The sequence below is a fragment of the Neobacillus sp. KR4-4 genome (assembly GCF_042136325.1).
GTDB lineage: Bacteria > Bacillota > Bacilli > Bacillales > Cytobacillaceae > Neobacillus.
Map to the genome: position 1 here is coordinate 55,930 of NZ_JBHHJU010000010.1, position 20,421 is coordinate 76,350.

At 39.9% G+C, this 20,421-nt stretch carries 15 protein-coding genes; 10 read left to right on the forward strand and 5 right to left on the reverse strand.

Going from position 1 to position 20,421, the window contains the following annotated elements; translation table 11 throughout:
• Positions 1-285: 285 nt before the first annotated feature.
• The 5 genes from ACE198_RS12305 to ACE198_RS12325 all read left to right on the forward strand — a co-directional run bounded on the left by ACE198_RS12305 (position 286) and on the right by ACE198_RS12325 (position 7,794).
• A complete protein-coding gene (locus ACE198_RS12305; protein ID WP_375375738.1) occupies positions 286-2,034 on the forward strand; it encodes a SulP family inorganic anion transporter in 1,749 nt (582 codons plus the stop codon).
• 21 nt (positions 2,035-2,055) lie between these two features.
• On the forward strand, positions 2,056-2,409 hold the full coding sequence (locus ACE198_RS12310) for an ArsR/SmtB family transcription factor (protein WP_251460601.1): 354 nt from the start codon (positions 2,056-2,058) through the stop codon (positions 2,407-2,409).
• 715 nt (positions 2,410-3,124) lie between these two features.
• Entirely contained in the window at positions 3,125-3,325 is a 201-nt protein-coding gene (locus tag ACE198_RS12315; protein WP_007083969.1) for a cold-shock protein, read from the forward strand.
• A gap of 189 nt (positions 3,326-3,514) precedes the next feature.
• Entirely contained in the window at positions 3,515-4,660 is a 1,146-nt protein-coding gene (locus ACE198_RS12320; RefSeq protein WP_251460603.1) for an exonuclease SbcCD subunit D, read from the forward strand.
• The gene (locus tag ACE198_RS12325; protein WP_375375739.1) at positions 4,657-7,794 is read left to right on the forward strand and encodes an AAA family ATPase; all 3,138 of its coding nucleotides are present in this window, start codon (positions 4,657-4,659) and stop codon (positions 7,792-7,794) included. Before ACE198_RS12320 ends, ACE198_RS12325 begins: the two co-directional genes overlap by 4 nt.
• 88 nt (positions 7,795-7,882) lie before the next feature.
• On the opposite strand, the gene ACE198_RS12330 is transcribed toward ACE198_RS12325, so the two are convergent.
• Positions 7,883-8,200 carry an antibiotic biosynthesis monooxygenase gene (locus ACE198_RS12330; RefSeq protein WP_251460606.1) on the reverse strand — a complete coding sequence of 106 codons (318 nt, stop codon included), beginning with the start codon at positions 8,198-8,200 and terminating at the stop codon, positions 7,883-7,885.
• 36 nt (positions 8,201-8,236) lie between these two features.
• Complete coding sequence (locus ACE198_RS12335) at positions 8,237-9,892, reverse strand: FAD-binding dehydrogenase (RefSeq protein WP_375375740.1); 1,656 nt, start codon at positions 9,890-9,892, stop codon at positions 8,237-8,239.
• 203 nt (positions 9,893-10,095) lie between these two features.
• On the opposite strand from ACE198_RS12335, the gene ACE198_RS12340 reads away from it, so the two are divergent.
• From ACE198_RS12340 to selB, 3 genes are all read left to right on the forward strand, one after another.
• On the forward strand, positions 10,096-10,590 hold the full coding sequence (locus ACE198_RS12340; protein WP_098575257.1) for a hypothetical protein: 495 nt from the start codon (positions 10,096-10,098) through the stop codon (positions 10,588-10,590).
• Positions 10,571-11,065: a hypothetical protein gene (locus ACE198_RS12345; RefSeq protein ID WP_375375741.1), complete on the forward strand. Its 495-nt coding sequence runs from the start codon at positions 10,571-10,573 to the stop codon at positions 11,063-11,065. Before ACE198_RS12340 ends, ACE198_RS12345 begins: the two co-directional genes overlap by 20 nt.
• Before the next feature lie 174 nt (positions 11,066-11,239).
• Positions 11,240-13,123, forward strand: coding sequence for a selenocysteine-specific translation elongation factor (selB, locus tag ACE198_RS12350; RefSeq protein WP_375375742.1), 1,884 nt, complete (start codon positions 11,240-11,242; stop codon positions 13,121-13,123).
• 43 nt (positions 13,124-13,166) lie between these two features.
• Here selB and ACE198_RS12355 read toward each other — a convergent pair whose 3' ends face one another.
• The 3 genes from ACE198_RS12355 to ACE198_RS12365 form a co-directional block, all read right to left on the reverse strand.
• Positions 13,167-14,606 (reverse strand): TerD family protein, encoded by a 1,440-nt coding sequence (locus ACE198_RS12355; RefSeq protein WP_098575260.1) that lies wholly within the window; start codon positions 14,604-14,606, stop codon positions 13,167-13,169.
• 202 nt (positions 14,607-14,808) lie between these two features.
• Positions 14,809-17,949, reverse strand: coding sequence for an MMPL family transporter (locus tag ACE198_RS12360; RefSeq protein ID WP_375375743.1), 3,141 nt, complete (start codon positions 17,947-17,949; stop codon positions 14,809-14,811).
• Positions 17,950-17,952: 3 nt separating this feature from the next.
• Positions 17,953-18,414 carry a MarR family winged helix-turn-helix transcriptional regulator gene (locus ACE198_RS12365; RefSeq protein ID WP_375375744.1) on the reverse strand — a complete coding sequence of 154 codons (462 nt, stop codon included), beginning with the start codon at positions 18,412-18,414 and terminating at the stop codon, positions 17,953-17,955.
• Positions 18,415-18,681: 267 nt separating this feature from the next.
• On the opposite strand from ACE198_RS12365, the gene ACE198_RS12370 reads away from it, so the two are divergent.
• Complete coding sequence (locus tag ACE198_RS12370; protein WP_098575263.1) at positions 18,682-19,629, forward strand: efflux RND transporter periplasmic adaptor subunit; 948 nt, start codon at positions 18,682-18,684, stop codon at positions 19,627-19,629.
• 112 nt (positions 19,630-19,741) lie between these two features.
• A complete protein-coding gene (locus ACE198_RS12375; protein ID WP_375375745.1) occupies positions 19,742-20,413 on the forward strand; it encodes a response regulator transcription factor in 672 nt (223 codons plus the stop codon).
• The last annotated feature ends 8 nt before the right edge of the window (positions 20,414-20,421 follow it).

The window sequence follows — 20,421 nt, forward strand, 5'->3', positions numbered from 1 at the left end:
GGAATAAAGTGCTAATTTTAGCCAATAAAAAAGGACGCCTGTTTACACAGACGTCCTTCGCGTATTGAGGCGAAAAACCACACTCCACATAGTGCGTTCCATAAAGGAATGTTTCTCGACTTACACAACTCAGCTCATCGCTTAGCTATTGTACCATGGCAATGTCAGTCAAACAAGTAATTTCTTAAAAAATAAATTTTTAACGGAAATACTTGAAACTGGAGATAAATTATCATATATTCAAATAATCAGATATACAAAAATAAGAGGATAAGAAGGGTTAATATGTTAATTGATAAAAGATTCCATAATTATTCCATAAGGAGTGTGCCAAAGGATCTCCTGTCTGGATTGATTGTCGGGGTAATCGCGATTCCACTGGGGATGGCATTTGCTATTGCTTCGGGTGTGAAACCAGAATATGGAATCTATACGACTATTGTTGCAGGGATTCTTATCTCCTTATGTGGCGGATCGAAATATCAAATAGGCGGCCCTACCGGTGCGTTTATTCCAATTTTATTTGGTATTGTAATGACCTACGGTTATGAAAATCTCCTCATCGCTGGGTTTCTAGCAGGGTTTATTCTCATGTTAATGGGCATTTTTAAACTTGGATCTTTAATAAAGTATATTCCTAGACCTGTAACGATTGGATTCACCACAGGAATCGCCGTGACAATATTTACTGGTCAAGTTGCTAGTTTCCTAGGTTTGGAGGGTATAAAGAAACACGAGGAATTTATTAGAAATGTCCAAGAAATTCTTGTTCATTTAGGCACTATTAATATGTTTAGTCTATTAACGGCTGCAATTTGTTTATCCACGGTCATTCTAACACCAAAAATAGCGCCAAGAGTTCCTGGTCCGCTGATTGGCTTAGTGGTTTCTTCGGTCATTGCAACATTGTTCTACCCAACACAAATTGCGACGATTGGAACTGCCTATGGACAAATTCCAAGTACTTTACCTGAACTCCATATTCCGGATCTGAACATTGAGACGATTGTTAAGATGCTAAAGCCAGCCTTCATCATTGCGATGCTCGGTGGGATAGAATCATTGTTATCAGCCGTGGTGGCAGATGGAATGACGAATAGCAGACACAACAGCAATAAAGAGTTAATCGGACAAGGAATTGCCAATATGATTACGCCTTTATTTGGCGGGATCCCAGCAACAGGGGCAATTGCACGGACTGCAACAAATATAAAGAATGGAGCAATTTCACCGTTTTCTGGAATGATTCATGGGGTAGTTGTCTTGTTGGTCTTATTGTTTTTTGCACCTTATGCATCTTATATCCCGTTAGCGAGTATGGCGCCAATTTTGATGGTCGTGGCGTGGAATATGAGTGAAAGAAAAGTTTTCTCCTATATATTAAAAACAAAATCGACAGATTCACTAGTTTTATTGGTTACTTTTTTATTAACGGTTTTTGTAAATTTAACCACGGCAGTAGAGGTGGGTTTAGTTATGTCTGCCATCCTTTTTGCCAAACGAATGAGCGACGTCATGGTTACGGCGAAAGCATTACCGAACCGGAAACACAAGCATGAAAAAGTTGAAACGGGTATTGTCTCTGATACAAATGATTGTCCGCAAATTAGTATTTTTAATGTGGAAGGGCCATTATTTTTCGGGGCGGCGGAAACTTTTGAGAAAACAATCATGAGCACCATCAATTATCGTCCGAAGATTCTTTTGTTGCGCATGAGTAGGGTTCCATTAATGGATACAACCGGTGAAGCGACTTTATCTAGTATTGTTCGCCATTTTTCAAAAAGTGGTATAATCATGATATCGGGCTTAAATCCGCAGCCGGAAAGTGTTTTGATAAAGACAGGATTATATCAAATCATCGGTGAGGAACATTTCTTTGAACATACTGGAGAAGCCATTCAATATGCCCTTGAGCATATTAACAAAAATAAATGCCTCGGTTGTAAGCATTTTGCGTTTAGGGAATGTAAAAAACTATCAGCAGCAGAGGCTGTAGAGGGAAGCAGAACAAAGCTTACTGCTACTTTCTAAAATTGCATGGGAGTGGACGAATTGAATCTTGAAATGCAGCAATTTAAAGCGGAGTTTTTCAAAGCACTAGCACATCCATTGAGAATCCGCATTTTAGAGCTTTTAGCTGAAGGGGATAAGAATGTCAATGAAATTCAAACCCTAGTAGGTAGTGAAGGGTCGGCAGTTTCACAGCAACTAACTGTCCTAAGAGCAAAAAATATTGTTTCTGGAACAAAGGAAGGGAACAAGGTCATTTACACACTAAAGGACCCGATGATTATCGAATTGTTAGCTGTTGCAAGACAAATCTTTAACAACCATCTTGTCGATACAATCACAATTCTAGATAAATTTAAAGATGATGAAGAGGAACCAGCGGTGCCGAAGAACTAAATTCTTCGGTTTTTTCTTTATTGAGAAAGATACACTAAAAGGGTAATCCAACTTTGGACACGGAAGAGCCAGGAAAGTAAGAGCGTGTCCGAAGTAGATCCAACTTCGGAGAAGTGAGGGCTAAATAATGTGAGCGAGTGTCCGAAGTCGAGGGGACTTCGGACAAGGGAGAGGAAAATAAGTAAGCGAGTGTCCAAAGTCGAGGGGACCTCGGACAAGGAAGGGCCAAATAAGTAAGCGAGTGTCCGAAGAGCGATCCAACTTCGGACGGATTCATCATGCTATATCATCCTTGAGGTTAAACATAGCTATATATCTTTATCCAAGACCTGAATTAAGAAAAAAGTCGAAAAAATTTATCGACATAATCACAAAATAACAATAGCTAACTAATCGTTCGTTTTTTTATGAAAACACTTTCATTTTCTGAAAGATGGTTTTTGTAAGCGATGTCGAAATGACTCGAATTCTACTAGAAAACAGTTGAGAAATGTAGAAAACTGTAGGTGTATATTGGTTTGTCCTATGTTGACATATAGACTACTAGAATGCTAAAATTTAGTCAGCCGTTGCACGAGATTAGATTTATGTTACACAGCTTGTTCAAAGTTTTAACCGATGTTTGGATGAGGAAATGAAGGTAAAGCTATCACGTTGTAATTTGGTGAATTTACACATGGCTTACGTGTATAAGCCAATAGGAGGATTTTTTTTCATGAAAAACGGTAAAGTAAAATGGTTTAACTCAGAAAAAGGTTTTGGATTCATCGAAGCTGAAGACGGTAACGACGTATTCGTTCATTACTCTGCTATCCAAACAGAAGGTTTCAAAACTTTAGAAGAAGGCCAAGAAGTTTCTTTCGAAGTTGTTGAAGGAGCTCGTGGACCACAAGCTGCTAACGTAACTAAAAAATAATTTGTTATCTACTATAACAGCCCGGACTAGATCCGGGCTGTTTTTTGTATTTCCAAGTTTATAATTGCTGCCTAGTATAAAATACCCAATATTCCAGTAATCTGCTTGCATTTCCAACCTCATTTCCATTTGTATTTTGCTATAATAGTAGTATTGGAAAGATGCAGAATAATAAATTGGGGTGAGAAGATGAAATTTATCCATACAGCTGATTGGCATTTAGGCAAACTCGTTCATGGGGTCTATATGACAGAGAATCAGCGTGAAGTACTTGAGCAATTTGTGGCCATTGTTGCGGAAGAAAAGCCGGATGCTGTTGTTATCGCAGGAGATTTATATGATCGCTCGGTCCCGCCAACTGATGCTGTAGAATTACTCGATGAAATTCTCTTTAAAATTAATGTTGAATTAGAAACACCGGTTGTGGCGATTGCTGGGAACCATGATAGCGCAGAAAGACTTTCATTTGGAAGTTCCTGGTATAAACACAGCCAATTTTATTTATCAGGAAAATTAACAAACAGCTTTACTCCTGTTCGAGTTAACGGTGTGAATTTTTATTTAGTACCCTATGCTGAGCCTGGTGTAGTCCGTCAATTACTCGGGGATGATTCCATCCATTCCCATCAAGAGGCAATGAAAGCCCTGGTAGGAAAAATGGAAGAAAATCTTAATCCGAATGAGCCTAATGTTTTGGTTGGACATGCCTTTGTATTAGGAGGTCAAACATCTGATTCTGAACGAATCTTGTCTGTAGGAGGTTCTGGTTGTGTTGGGGCAGAATTGTTCGAACCCTTTTCCTATACAGCTCTTGGTCACTTGCACAGTCCTGATGCCATTAACCACAATAAAGTGAAATATTCAGGTTCCCTTTTAAAATATTCTTTCTCGGAAGCTAAACAGAAAAAGTCGATTTCGATTATTGAAATGGATGATAAAGGTAACTTTACGCACCGGTACCGCTCGCTGACACCAAAACATGATATGCGGGAAATAGAAGGGCATCTGGAAGAATTACTTGATCCATGTTTTTATGAAAAAGAAGCGATCCATGATTATTTAAAAATCACTCTCCTTGATGAAGGTGCCTTAATCGACCCGATTAATAAATTACGTCAAGTATACCCCAACGTCCTCCATCTTGAACGAAAATTAGATTTAACTGACTTAAAGAAAAAACAATCATTCACCTCGATTCGAAGTGAAAAAAAATCAGAAATTGAGTTGTTTGAACAATTTTACACAGAAATGACAACCTCCGAATTTTCGCTTGATAAAAAAACGGCGATGATAGAAGTCATTGAAAAAGTGCTAAAAGAGGAGGGATTGAAATGAAGCCATTAAAACTGACGATGCAAGCTTTCGGCCCTTATGCTGGCTTTGAAGAAATTGACTTTACCGCACTAGGTAATCGGACAATGTTTGTTATTTCCGGAAAGACCGGCGCCGGAAAAACAACCATTTTTGATGCCATTAGTTATGCGATCTATGGAAAAGCAAGTGGGGAGGACCGCAATGGTCCTGAACTCCGCAGCCAGTTTGCCAAAGACGAGTTATTAACCGAGGTTTCACTAGATTTTTCTCTTCGTAACAAAGCATATTCGATTACGAGGTCACCTCAGCAATTGAAGAAGAAAGATAAAGGCGACGGCTATACACAAGTAGGTGCTAAAGCAGAGTTATATATATGGACAGAACATGGTGAAAAGAAACTGCTCGCTTCGAAAATCAATGATGTTGAAGAAAAAATTAAGGAAATAATGTTGATTGATGCCAATCAGTTCCGGCAGATTTTAATGATTCCTCAGGGTGAATTCCGTAAACTTCTCACCTCAGACAGTAAGGATAAAGAAGTCATTTTACAGCGGTTGTTCCATACCCAATTATATAAAATGGTGGAAGAGAAACTAAAGGTTGAAGCAACTGAACTAAAAAAGTCGGTTGAGGACCAAGTCCTAGCAAGAAATGAGCAGATTCGACGAATACAAGCTGTAACCAATCAAGAACTCCGTGAATATTTGGATGCAGACAGTGTGAACGATACAATCATCATGCCGCTTTTACTAACAGAAATTGCTGGTATGGCTGAAGTGTTAGAAAAATTGAATCTCCAATTAAAAGAAAAAGCCCAGAAACAGGACAATCTGAAGGGGCAGTTGATTGAAGCAGAGGGAGTATTAAAGAAGCTTCAATTAAAAGAGGAGTTAAAGGGGCAAAAGGCAAGACTTGATTCTCAGGAAGAAGTGTATAACGGGAAAGAAAAGCAGGTGCAGCTTGCCCATAAGGCCGCCGTTTTAGCGCAGCAAGAAGAACTATGCCACCGCTTAAAGCGCGAAGTGGATCAACTTGATGGGAATCTGAAATCCATTCAGATGGAAATCGAGAAATTTGAAGGACTTTTAAAACAGCATGAACAACATTTACAAAACGAACTGGAACGAGAAGGAGAACGCCAGGCCGCCCTTGATGAGGTAAATCGATTAGACAATATGAGGGAGGATGTCTATTCGTTTGCAACATTACTTAAAGAAACACAAAACAAGGATGCTGAATTAAAAGCTGCGCAACAAAAGCTTAATCAAACAGAACAATTTCTCGAACAACTAGAAGTGAAACAAGTGAATCTACAACGTCAAAAGGAAGAAATTGAAAAAGGGAAACTTATCTATCTAGAAAATACAGGCAGAATCGATAAACTGAATTTAGAAATTGATCGCTTAGACAAATACGAAATATTGCTTGCCCGCCATCAAAAAGCTGAGCAAAATTTACGGTCGATCACTGCGAGATATGAAAATACTACTGCTAGATATACAGATTCAAAAGCATTGGTGGAACAACTAGAGAGTAAATGGATGCACGGCCAGGCCGCAATATTAGCAGTAAAACTTCAAACAGGTGAAGCCTGTCCAGTTTGCGGCTCGGAGCACCATCCATCACCAGCGATACAAAATAGTGGTAGTATTCCGACAGAAGAGGAAATAAAGGCAGCTAAGGCTCAAAGTGCCAACTGGGAAAAAGCAAAGTCTGCAGATGAAGCAGCCTTTTACCAGAGTCAGTCAGCTGAGGCAGCGCAAAGGGAAGCTGTAGCAGAAATAATGAACGAAATTCGTTCCATCCGAGCAGATTTTACTGCTGATCTTTTAGAGGATGCAAAAATGGAGGCATTGACGGCGAAGAACCAGCTGGTTCAGAAGCAAGGAAAGCTTGCGGAACAGATAAAAAATCTTGATAAAGTGAAGAGGGAATTAGAAACCATTGAAGTTGAAAAAGTAGATATGCAAAACAAACTACAGCAGGTTTCAGCTTTAATCAATGAGTTAACCGTTCAATTCACTGAAAAGAAGACTACCATTTCTCGGATGATGAAAGTCGTCCCAGAGAATCTACGCTCGGAAGTGGAATACGAAAAAGCACTTACGGTTTCTAAAAACCGGCAGCAAATGTTAGTAAAACAGTTGGAAGAGGCACAGCAGCGCCTGCAGCAAGTGAGAGAAAAACTTTCAAATGAAACAGCAAGATTATTAGATGCTAAAAAGCATCATGAGAGTAAAAAACAGGAGCTGGACTCCGAACGAGAAATCTTTATTAACAAACTCTCCGAGCAGGGCTTTGAAAAATACGGTACTTATGCTGAAGCAAAACGCACGGAAGCAGAAATTCGTAGTCTTGAAACTGAAATCCGTAGTTATCGAGAAGAATTACGTTCAGTTTCTGACCGGTTGAAAGAATTAACCGATGAGTTAATGAATGTAAAAACACCAGATGTCGATGGATTGAGGCACGAAATTGCGAACATCACAAGTGAAATCGAGGCTCTTACTCAGCAGCAAACCAATCTATTTGTTAAAAAGAGGGATAACGAAGAAATACACAACCGTGTGGAAAAATTGAATGAACAAATGAAAGTTCTTGAAGAACGTTATAAGTTAATTGGTCATCTTTTTGAGATTGCTAAAGGCCAGAATAACTTCCGGATTACCTTCGAAAGGTATGTACTGGCTTCATTCTTGGATGATATTTTACGTGAAGCAAATGGCCGCTTACGAAAAATGACTTCCGGGCGTTTTCAATTGCTGAGGAAAACCGACCGTTCCAAAGGAAATGCTCAAAGCGGATTGGAATTGCTTGTGTTTGACCAGTACACGGGTCAGGAACGGCATGTCAAAACATTATCGGGCGGGGAAAGTTTTAAAGCTTCCTTATCACTTGCACTCGGTCTGGCAGACGTAGTACAAAATTATGCCGGCGGGGTTTCTTTAGAAACGATGTTCATTGATGAAGGTTTTGGTACGCTAGATCCTGAATCCCTGGATCAGGCTATCGAAGCATTAATGGATATTCAAAGCAGCGGCCGTTTAGTTGGTATTATCTCGCATGTTCCGGAACTCAAAGAACGAATTGACGTCAGACTCGAAGTTAGGGCCGATCAGACAGGAAGTAGAACGGAGTTTGTGTTTACAAATTAATGTTAATCTAAACTAAAAGCAGTGGATTCAATTAAATCTCACTGCTTTTAGTGTTGGTTAGGATTTATTTAATTCATTAGTACATAACTTATAAAGGCTTAAAATTAGGAAACGGATGCTGAGCTTCAGCAAGCGTGGAAAGACTCGTTAATTCAGATAGTTCACCAATTTTATTCCAAACTGCCATGACTTTAGAAGATTGGTGTGCTTTTTCAATGGCCTCTGTTGATCGCCATTCTGCGATTTCAATGATCGTCCCATCCTCTGCTTGTAGGGTTAATAATTCTCGACTAGTAATCAACTCTTCCTCGCGGAGTGTTGGGATATGTACTTTAAGGAGTTCTTTTAATTCCTCCTCTTTTCCTGGGTTCGGACGATAGAGCGCCATGAACACTAATGAAGACATATTAAATTCTCACCTCCTTTAATAACGTCATCATTCTTATGATAATTCTTTAGAAATGGCGCGTCCAGCTTGCCTCCCTGAAAACAAACAGCCACCGAGAAACGTTCCTTCCAACGAGCGATAACCATGAATGCCGCCTCCGCCAAAACCTGAAACTTCGCCCGCTGCGTATAGACCGGGCACAGGTTTTCCAGTTACATCAAGGACTCTGCCGGATAAATCGGTCTGGAGACCGCCTAGTGTTTTTCGGCTGACAATGTTTAAACGTACTGCAATTAATGGACCCATTTTGGGATCGAGAATTCGATGAGGGGGTGCCACTCTGATCAGTTTGTCCCCAAGATAATTTCTGGCTCCACGCATGGCCGTAATTTGAAGATCTTTGGTAAATTTATTTTCAATCTCCCGGTCTCTAGCAAGAATCTGTCGCTCAATCTCTTCGAGAGACAACAAGTTATCACCGGAAAGTTTATTCATCCCGGCTACAAGTTCAGACAGGGTATTCGCAATCACAAAGTCTTCTCCCTTATCCATAAATGCCTTTACGGGTGCAGTAGGTCCTGGGAGGACACGAGCTAACACTTTTTTGATACTTTTCCCAGTCAAATCAGGATTTTGCTCAGACCCAGATAGGGCAAATTCTTTTTCAATAATTTTCTGGGTTAAGATGAACCAGGAGTAGTCGTAGCCTGATTTCATAATGGCTTCGAGTGTTCCCAAGGTATCAAAACCAGGAAAGTTCGGCGCAGGGAAACGCTTCCCCTTGGCATCAAGCCAAAGCGAGGATGGACCCGGCAGGATCCGAATGCCATGGTTCGGCCAGACTGGGGCCCAGTTTTGAATTCCTTCGGTATAATGCCACATTCGGTCACGATTGACGATTCGTCCGCCGGCATTTTCCGTAATGCCAAGCATTCTTCCATCCACATGTTCCGGAACGCCTGAGATCATTTTTTGTGGAGCCTTACCGAGCCTTTCGGGCCAATTTTTTCGAATGAGTTCATGGTTACCGCCAATCCCTCCGCTTGTAACCGCAACAAATGAAGAATGAAACTCAAAATCCCCAATTACCTCTCGGGAGCTAGCCTCCCCGCGAGCAGCATTACTTGGAACCAAAATGTCACCCCTAACACCGGTGATGACACCATTTTCTTTCATTAATTCATTCACACGATGGCGTGGGCGATAATCGACAATTCCGTTCCTCATTGCTTGTCTGACTCGATTCTCGAATGGCTTAACGAGACCCGGACCTGTTCCCCAGACAATGTGGAAGCGTGGGACTGAGTTGCCATGTCCTTCAGCCGTGTATCCACCTCGCTCTGCCCAACCGACAACCGGGAAAAAACGAACCCCCATTCCTGTCAGCCATTCTCTTTTTTCGCTGGCTGCAAAGTCAACATACGCTTCAGCCCACTTTTTCCCCCAATAATCCTCATCCACTTCTCTGTCAAAACCTGCAGCCCCTAACCAGTCCTGCCAAGCAAGTTCCTTGGAGTCCTTGATCCCCATTCTTCTTTGTTCGGGAGAATCGATAAGAAATAAACCTCCAAATGACCACCAAGCCTGGCCGCCAAGGGAGGCTTCGGGTTCTTGATCCAAAAGCAGTACTCTTTTTCCTGCATCTGCAAGTTCAGCCGTTGCCGCCAAACCTGCTAGGCCTGCACCCACCACAATCACATCAACTTTCAAATAAATCCCCCCGGATACTTTCAACTAGGGTAAACCCTCCGAATTTGTTAATTTCTCATAAAGAAAGTTTGACAAAGTGCTATCATTTTCCTTCATTTTAACTATTTTTTGAAATATTTAATGTGAAAAAATTTCTATTTTTAATTAAATATGGAAATGACTAGGGTGTTAGGTATAAAGCTGAAATTTGAAGAGGAGATTTCATGGTATTTACATTTTATTTTGTCTTAAGTTGGATGATGATGGGCTTATTTATCTTTAATCGTCAGGAGAACCGAGGGTCGAGAAAGGAGCTATTATTTCTTGTCCTGCTAACCTGTCTTATTAACACTCATACCTATTTAGGTTTATTTGAAACATTTAAATGGATGAAAACCACAACCACTCCGAAATTATATTTGGCATTTCTTCTATTTCGAAGTGTCTTCAGCCCATTATTTGTTTCCTATCTCATTATGTATATAAATAATAGTACTTTAATAAAACAGTTTTTACTCCTTTTACTATACTGTCTAATAATCCTTGGGATTGATAAAGTAAATTTAAGCAGTGAGTTATATACCTTTAAAAAGTGGAATCATATTTTTACCGTTATTTATTATCTGCTTTATTTGTTTTTTGCCATGTATGCATTTAATTGGTTTAAAGGACTGCAAGAGCAGGAGGTGAAATGCAAGGATGATGTTGGTAGAACATAAATTTGGTCAGAATGATTATTTTGTTATTTGTGCGGTTTTAGTATCCTGGGGCATTTTTTTCTTTTTGCCAAAAGTGTTTTCAAATCAATTAACCATTCTCATCTTCCTATATAGCTTAACAGCTGCAGGTCTTTTCGATAATTCATTTGGATCTGAGCCGTTTGACTTTTATGATATCATGGATGGTCCTGCATACACAGTTATGGATATAGTAGTTTATTTCCTCTATCCACCATTTTCCTATCTTTTTCTATACCTTTATAAAAAATTTCAAATAAAGGATCGCTACTTAGTGTTTTTTATTTTAAGTTTTACTGCGGCCGCTATTGGGGTAGAGTGGGTTTACCATAGCATGGGTGTTTTTCATTATAAAAATGGAAACAGTATTATTTACTCTGTTTGTGCTTATTTATTCATTCAATCGCTATTAATTGTCTTTTATCGTTTTCTACGACCAAATGAACAGGTGAAATAAAAAAATCAGATGAATCTGGTTTTTCGTAGTTTAAAGTGTTTTTCTGAAGGATGGACTAGATGAATGTGGAGATTTCTTGAAAAGCGAAGACAAAGATGTCGTAAAATCTACCCTTGAACAATAGAGCCATAATCGATACATTAGAAGGGAAGAACGATAAAGTAGGTGGCATCCTTGGAAAAAAGATATTTTACAATTGGTATGGCAGGGCACATCGACCACGGGAAAACGTCTTTAACCAAAGCGTTAACCAATGTAGATACAGATAGATTAAAAGAAGAAAAGGAACGTCAAATTTCCATTGAGCTTGGCTTTGCACCATTATATGAAGATGATGAAATCCAAATTTCAGTGATTGATGTGCCAGGACACGAACGGTTTATCCGGCAAATGATCGCTGGAGTTGCAGGGATTGATTTGGTCGTGCTCGTTGTTGCAGCAGACGAAGGTGTGATGCCGCAAACGAGAGAGCACTTAGACATCTTGAAATTCTTAGGGGTAAAAAATGGTTTGGTGGCCATATCAAAAATTGATCGAGTGGATGAAGAATTTATCGAACTTGTTAAAGATGATATTTTAGAGGAACTTTCTGGAACTGTATTTGAGGATGCACCGTTTGTTTTGGTAGACAGTCTTTCCAAAAAAGGCATCGATGAGATGAAAGCATTAATTATCCAAAAATTAAAAGAACAAGAAATGCGTGATGCGAAAGGGGCATTCCGTCTCCCGATTGATCAGGTATTTACAATAAAGGGCCAAGGTACTGTAGTTCGAGGAACGGTGTATGAAGGAACAGTAGTCGAAGGACAAATCCTGAAAATTATGCCCAAAGGGCTTGGGGTTAGAGCACGTCAGATTCAAGTCCACCATTCACCGGCTGAAAGGGCGTTCGCAGGACAACGCACGGCTATTAACCTATCAGGTGTCTCTAAGGAAGATGTTGAGAGGGGAGATGTGCTTGTCTCCTCTGAACATTTCCTTGTCACGAAGACACTGGATGTAGCGATTCGTGTCGTTGAAGACCTTGAGCACATGGTCAAACAGCGAATGCCGATTAAGCTTCATATCGGAACCGCGGAGGTAATGGGCCGGATAGTCTTTTTTGATCGCAATGAAATCAAGGAGGAAAATGGCGAAATCCTTTGTCAACTGAGACTTGAGGAGGAAATTTTAACAAAACGCGGGGATCGCTTTATCTTACGTCGTCCGAGTCCGCAAGAAACGATAGGCGGGGGCTGGGTGATTGATCCACGTGGTGACAAATATCGTTTTGGTAACCAGACGATTGAAGAACTGGAAAAGAAAAAGGTCGGTTCACCGAAAGAGCGGATTACTGCTGCTTTAATGGAAGCAAAGTGCCTGCCCCTGGATGAGTTAATCAAACGGACCTCTTTAGACGAATTCACAGTAACTGAAAAATTAAATGAGAAAGAATTTGTCTTTTTTGACGGGAAAGAATATACGCTCCAATTGTTGATTAATTCAATTGAGGAAGATATTTTTGATAGATTACAGGATTATCATCTTCTTTATTCGATGAAAATAGGGATAAATAAAGCTGTGCTGTTGCAAACCCTTGAAAAAAGAGTTCCAAAACATTTGCTGGATTTTGTTATCGAGAATGGAATTACCAATCATATCTTTAATAGAAGAGGACAGTTTGTTTCGATAGCCAGTTTTGTGCCTCATGTGCCCAAAAATTGGGCAAAGCGGACTGAAAATCTGGTTGCCGAATTAAAAAAGGATGGATTAAAAGTTCGTTCTCTAAAAGAGTATTTTTCTGATGCCGGAATCCCTGGCACTCTGGAGGCAGATTTAAGACGCTTTTTAGAAGAGGAAGAAGTACTGGTCCTGCTGGATGCCCAGTTTGCATATCATGGAGATGTGTTTCAACAAGCAGTGGCTAAATTGCGCAGTCAAACAGGAGCAGAATTTGATGTCGGAGCGGCGAAAGATGTTCTAGAACTTTCACGGAAATATATGATTCCATTTTTAGAAAAATTAGATTCAATGGGTCTAACCAAGCGTTTGGAAAATAAGCGAATTTGGAACAAGTAACAAAAAAGCCTCTATTCCGAGATGGAATGGAGGCTTTCGTCGGTTAAGATAAAAACTCTGCAGGGTTAAGTCCAAGTTCACGGCAGATATCGCTAACCATTTGCTTTTCATTGTTGTCAAAATTTCCATCAGCATAGCCAATGGCGATGCAATACCGGGCGACAAGACGAGCAATTTCGGGTTTGGTTCTAATTTTTCCAAGAGCACGGAAGGCTTCCGCACGACCCATCATCCGGTCATTTTCTATTCTAGAAACAAACAAGTTAAATTTTTGGATGACCTTCGTCGTATCAAAAACACGTAATTCTTCACTTTGATGGACGAACTCAATCATTTTTTGACGTTCAGAAGCATCCAAGTACCCATCTGCCATGGCCACTAAAGCACAGGCAGCAACCACTGCTTCAAGGACATCCTGACTTTTGTAGCGATTAAAAAGTTCCTGTGCCTTTCTCTTCGAATTGTTTGCCCATTCAGCGTAATCAGTTTGCGATGGGGACCAGGAATTTCCACAGCTATTACATGAAAATTTTAATTGATTTTTCCCGATGAATCCACCAAGGAGACCGACAGGACCAAGGATGAGTCCGCCAATGGCTGCTTTACCCAGACCGAATCCTTTCTTTCCTGTCCTCACATTTGACGAGTGGCAGCGCGGACAAATGATCTCATCTCCACCATATGTTTGGTGAGAATTGACTGTCGCAGGATACGACTGTGCCGGAAATCCGTAGGCAGGCTGTTGATAGGATGATTCAGGCTGAAGATGGGTGCGCTGCTGATTTGGATTTGTATAATTTTGCTGGTATGGACTATTCTGCTGGAACAGATTAGGGCTTGATTGGCTTTGTTGGTACGAATTAGGATTTTGTTGGTAACTTGGCGGTGTTGGGACACTCGAAGGTGGATCATCAACAGCAATTCCAAAGTTCCGGCAAAGTGCTGCAAGGCCACCTTGGAAACCACTGGCTATCGCATTAAACTTCCATTCGCCATTATGCCGGTACAATTCAGCAGCGACAATGGCTGTTTCTACCGTGAAGTCTCTGCCCAAGTTAAATCTTAATAATTCCTCATGCGTTTGCTCATTAAAGATGCGCACATAAGAATCTGATATTTGTCCAAAATTTTGCCCTTTTATTTGAGCATCATGGATAGTAATGGTGAAGGCAACCCGATGAATGTGGGAAGGTACCCTAGCTAAATCAATCCTGATTTGCTCATCATCGTGTGCTCCTGCACCAGTACGATTGTCACCGCTGTAGATGATGGATCCGTTTGCACCGTTTGGATTATTATAAAACACAAAATCCTGATCACTGTTCACTTTTCCAGATTCACCTAATAAAAAGGCAGATGCATCTAAATCAAAGTTTGAACCCTGTTGATTAATATTCCATCCTAGCCCGACCACGACATTTTGCAGGCCAGGGTGAGATTTGGTTAAATCCACTTTTTGTCCCTTGCTAAGTGTAACACCCAATTTATTTCACTCCTCAACGATTTTGTTCCTATGTACATTATAATGTATTTTTAAAAAAGGGAAAAATTTCTAGATATTCCAACTACCTATCCTAGTTATATGTACGAAATAATGATGAAAAAGTTTCAAAATAAATGAAAGAAACAAATTTGCCCGTTTTCTTTAAAAAAGAACGCTGATCCATTGGACCAGCGTAGTTAAATTATTCAATAAGATTGGAATTATCTTTATTCTTTATAAAAGGCCACCAGTTGGCTTCTCCAAATGTTTTTACCATTACAGGGACAAACAATGGAAGTACAACAAGGGAGTACAAGGCCAATCCGATTAATAGTATCGTTGCAATTTCCAACAAGGATAAAACACCTGATGGCATCATTGCGGCAAATGTACCGCCTAAGATAACCGCTGCTGAAATAATAACAGTCCCCATCTTCTTCATAGACAGTAGAATGGCTTTTTCAACGGGCATGTTTCGATATTCGTTGAAGCGATCCATTAAGAAAATACTGTAATCGATTCCTAAGGCTACTAATATCACAAAGGCAAAGAATGGCACTGCCCAGCTTATTCCAGAGTAACCCAATAAATTAACAAAGATTTTTTCTGAAATGGCCATCGAAGTATAGTAGGTTAGGACGAGTGAGCCAATTAGATAAAGCGGCATAATGAGTGAACGAAGCAAAATCACTAAGATTATACTAATCCCAACAAGCATGAGAACAACGGTTCTTGAATAATCAGCTTTTGAAATAGAATCAAGGTCATTATGCATACTGGATACACCGCCAATTGCCACTTTAGCATTTTCGAGTTTGGTATCCTTAATCACGCGTTTGACTGCTTGCTTTATTTCTGGAACGCGGTCAATCGCTTCATTAGAATATGGATTTTTACTGAAGATCACATCAATCGTCATTACTTTTCGATCTTTTGACAAGTAAACGTCGAGTGCTTGCTCAAAGTCTTTACTATCTAGCACGTCCTGAGGAATATAAAATCCATTTTGTTTCTGATTGGATACTTCAGATAAGTAATCTTGAGCCGAATTCAGTCCGTCCGACACTTTATTTAAACCATCAGCACTTTGAGTTAAGCCATCTGAAAGCTGTGTGATCTGATTTCCCATATCTTGAAATCCTGTTAGAAGCTGTTTTTGCCCATTATTGATTCCGGAGAGTCCACCGGTAAATTGGGGAAGTCCTGCAATGACTTTGCCTTGTCCTGCAGCCATTTTGTCAAGTCCAGTTTCAAGATCGGAAATCCCTTTTAACAGGCCTTCCATTCCGGTAATTAGGGCTTTCTGGCCAACAGTAATTTCTGTGAATTTACTGTTGGCAAATTCTATACCTTCTTGTGCACCTTTAAGCCCAGTATTTAATTGCTGTAACCCGCCAGCTAATTCTTTTGTTGCGGTTTGCGAGCCCTGAACAGTCATTTTAATAGCTTGATAGTTTTGATTTTGACCGATATCACTGTATTGTTGTTCCAGATTTGAAAAATATTGATTTGTAGCCGTTAGTGTTTTGTTCAAGGAACCTAATCCTGTTGCTACTTTCTCATATTGCCCATGGAGGGCAGCTAATCCTGTACTTGCCTTTTTATAGCCAGCGAGTAATTGTTTGCTTCCGGCTAGAACCTCTTTTGATTTTTCTTTAACCTGGGTTAAACCATCTTTTATCTGTGCAGAGCCGGCGGAACCAGATCTAATTCCTTTCTCAATAACGGTCAGCCCGCTTTGGATGTCGCCCATCCCTGTTTTTAGTTTATTCGTTCCATTAATTAACTCGCTGATTCCTTCGGTGGCTTCCTTCATTTTCGGCTGATTGGCTGCCATCTGGCTGCCAGCTTCCTCCAGGCCATCGCTGATTTTTTTAATTCCATCGTTACCTTGCTCGAGGCCTTCCCCGAGACTCGCCACCTGTTTGGATAGATATAAATCATCAATTGTTTCCCCGGTTGGACGGGTTGCGGAACGGACGGAATTCACATCGCTGACACGTGCGAGCTCTTGACTTATTTTTTCAGTGATAGCCATATATTCGGAAGTGTTCATTTGGTCATCGTTTTTAATGACGATTTGGGTAGGCATAGACTCGCCTGGTCCAAATGATTCAGAAATAATATTAAAACCCTTTATTGATGGAAAATCATCACTGATTTCCTCAAGTGAATTAAACGATAATTGATCATTATACGTGAATAAGAAGGGGATAGAGATGACCCCGACGATAATAAAGGCAATCAATGGACGTGCGAGTGCAAACCTGCCCACAAATCCCCAAAATTTACTTTCATTGTGCTCCAGTTTGCCCTTGGATGGCCAAAATAACTTTTTGCCAAGCACAGCCATGAAGAAGGGGACAATTGTAACAAGGGCGATTAATAGGATTGCTACACCTACGGCAACCGCCGTTGCTGATTGATAGAGCTTAAAGGTCGAAAAGCCAATCGAAGCAAACCCAATCATAACGGCAACCCCGCTAAATAAAACTGTTTTTCCTGCGGTACGGTAGGTTTCCACAATCGATTCTGTTACACTATCATTCTTTGCCATTTCTTCTTTAAAACGGCTAAGCAGTAAAATACAATAGTCTGTTCCAATACCAAAAAGGACAGCAACTAAGAAAATCTGTGTAAAGGTTGAGAGTGGAAAGTTAACTTTATCCACTAATAAAGAAACAATCGATTGAGCCGTAAGATAACTGAACCCCACCGTAACCAATGGAATAATTGGTGCTATTGCCGATCGAAACACCAGTAGAAGTACAATTAGAATAAATCCTACAGTAATTCCTTCTGTTTTTTTCAATCCTTCTTGCGAGTTGGTGACAAGGTCATCGCTGATTACCCAGTTACCTGTGTAGTAATGCTCCAGTTTTACATCATCCATTTCTTTATATAGTTCATCTGCAATTTCTTTGGCTTCACGGCCATTTACATCCACCTTTACGGAAACAAGAATGGTTTTTCCATCCTCAGATACCAGTTGGTCTTTTAATTCGGCTTGCTTAAAGTGGGTTAAAATTTCGGAAATCCCTAGGTTTTCCTTGTTTTTTTCAAGCTGATTTACGGCTTTTTCCGCACTTTCGAAATCGGCCTTGGTTAACTTTTTATTACTATGAAAAACCAACGCCATTTGTAGATTACTGCCACTGTTTTCACTTGATTGAACATCTTTGAGGATTTTTTCGGCAATAGTTGAGGAGTATCCTTCTGGAACAGTAATTTGCCCTTTCTCCCGAACTAATGTTTCTATATTTGGTGCCACCATAAATAGGGCGGTGATAACGAGGATCCACGCGAGTAATATAAACCATTTTCCTTTTATTATCGCTCTCACTATTTATTCCCCCAGTTCTTCGTTTTTCTTGTTGACTAAAATTTTTGCCAATTTTTCATACGTATTTATAAAGGTAGTAATTTCCGATTCTTCAAATTGGGTAATGATGGATTCAACAAGGAATTGAACTTTTTCTTGGCAATCCTCGTAGAGGGTGTAACCTTTCTTTGTTAGGGTTAAGTAAACCACTCTCCGGTCGCATTCATCACGTGTTCTTTGGATTAGACCGCGATCGACCATTCGATTAATGATGGCGGTGATGGCGCTTTTATTTACTTCGAAAGCATCTGCTAGCTCCGTAGAAGTGCATTCCTTTGCTTGATAAATATATCTTAGTATGTAATGTTGGTCGTTTGTGAGTTCGTCGCCAATTTGCCCCTTAATTAAATATTCTGCTTTTTTGTGGACTTGAAAGGATACGGACACATACCTGTCGATTAGTTCTTGAATGACATTTTTATCCATGATTGTTTTCACCTCTTTATACGGCTGTGACAAGTTAAACACAGCCATTCGTTAAAATAGTTCAACTATTTAACTATTCACTTGTTAAACTATATAATAACCCACTAATTTCTGTCAATCGAAAATAAACCTTTTTCAAATCAGTGATTCCCCGCAAAATATAAGAACTTTTAAGGAAAAGTTAAGGAATAAACATAATACTGAGTGTAAGTTAGAAATTTTGGCATCCTGGGCGGAATTCAGGAACACAAAAAGGAGTAAGTTAAGATGAAAAAATGGATAGTAATTGCAGGTAGCGTCCTAGTTATTGGATTTGTCGGATATCAATGGAAACCATTATCGCTGAGTTCACAAACTGTGTCCGCACAAGTGAGAACGGCAGTGGTTCAAAAAGGTACATTAAACGTCAACATCAGTGGTTCGGGAACCGTTCAAGCGGTAACCAGCGAAGATATTAAATCAAAGTTTGATAATAGTGAAATAGACGAAGTGCTTGTAGAGGTTGGCGAGAAAGTAAACAAAGGTGATGAATTAATTACCTTTTCGGATGGAAGTGACCCTATAACATCATCAGCTACTGGAGTTATTACGAGCCTTGCAGTATCCGCAGGTGAGCGTGTTACGAATGGACAAGTTGTTGCACATGTAACCAATTACAACGAATTACAAACCGTGGTCCAAATCGATGAACAGGATATTTCCAAAATAAAAAAGAAACAGTCAGTTGACTTAACAGTTAATGCGTTTCCTGATCAAACATTTACTGGTAAAGTTTCAGCCATTTCTGAAGAGGGGACATCCTCAAGTGGAGTTTCCACTTTCGCTGTTACCATTCATATTGACAAACCAGATCAACTTAAAGTTGGGATGAGTACAGAAGCACGAATTTTAACAGTAAGTAAGAAAGATGCCCTTTATGTTCCGCTTGATGCTGTATATACATCAAACAAGGATAAATATGTCATTATCAATTCAAAGAGCACTGATCATAATAACTCTGAAACTAAGAAAAAAACCATTCAAACCGGTTTAGCAAATGAAGATTATGTGGAAATAACAAAAGGGTTGTCAGAAGGTGAAACGATTAAGTTACCTCAATTAGCAAAAGCTAGCTCGTCTAAAACTTCAACGACAAATACACAAGGTAGTGTTTTTGGTGGTTTAGGCAATGCGGGAGGGATGAACCGTAGCTTTGGAGGCAGGGGTGGAAATTAAGTGGACGGTAATTTCCTCGTTATTAGTGAATGATGAACAATAATCAGCTAGTATGTGGGGAGTGCTTTGTTTGCTATAATTATTTTTATACGATGCTTAGGAGAGAAAGAGAATGCGCTTATTAGTTGTAGAAGATAATCTACTTTTATTAGAATCCATCGTACAGCTTTTATCCGATGAGTTTGAAGTTGATCAAGCTTCGAATGGTGAGGATGCATTGTTTTTGGCAATGCAGAATATTCATGATGTGATTGTATTGGATGTAATGATCCCCGAGATTGATGGGTTTGAAGTGTTACGGACTATTAGGAAGGAAGGCTTAAATATACCAGTCCTTTTCCTAACTGCAAGAGATTCGCTTGAAGATCGTGTTCAGGGACTTGACAGCGGCGGGGATGACTATTTGGTTAAGCCTTTCCAAGCTGCTGAATTAAAGGCGAGAATCCGTGCCTTGTTAAGAAGAAGCGGCAGCTTAACAACCAATCAAACGATTCAGTATCGCGGGATTGAATTGTTAGGAAAGGAAAGGGACATTGTTGTCGATGGGAAACAGATCAAACTAACAGCAAAGCAATACGAACTGTTAGAATATTTAATTCAAAACAAGGGAGCCATTCTCACAAAAGAACAAATCTATGACCGGGTGTGGGGGTTTGATTCAGATACAACCATCGCAATTGTGGAGGTATTTATGCATCATCTCCGTAAAAAATTAGAACCATCAGGCTATCATAGTGATATTAAAACGATTCGCGGCGTTGGCTATATGTTGAATGAAGAATAGGAGTTCAC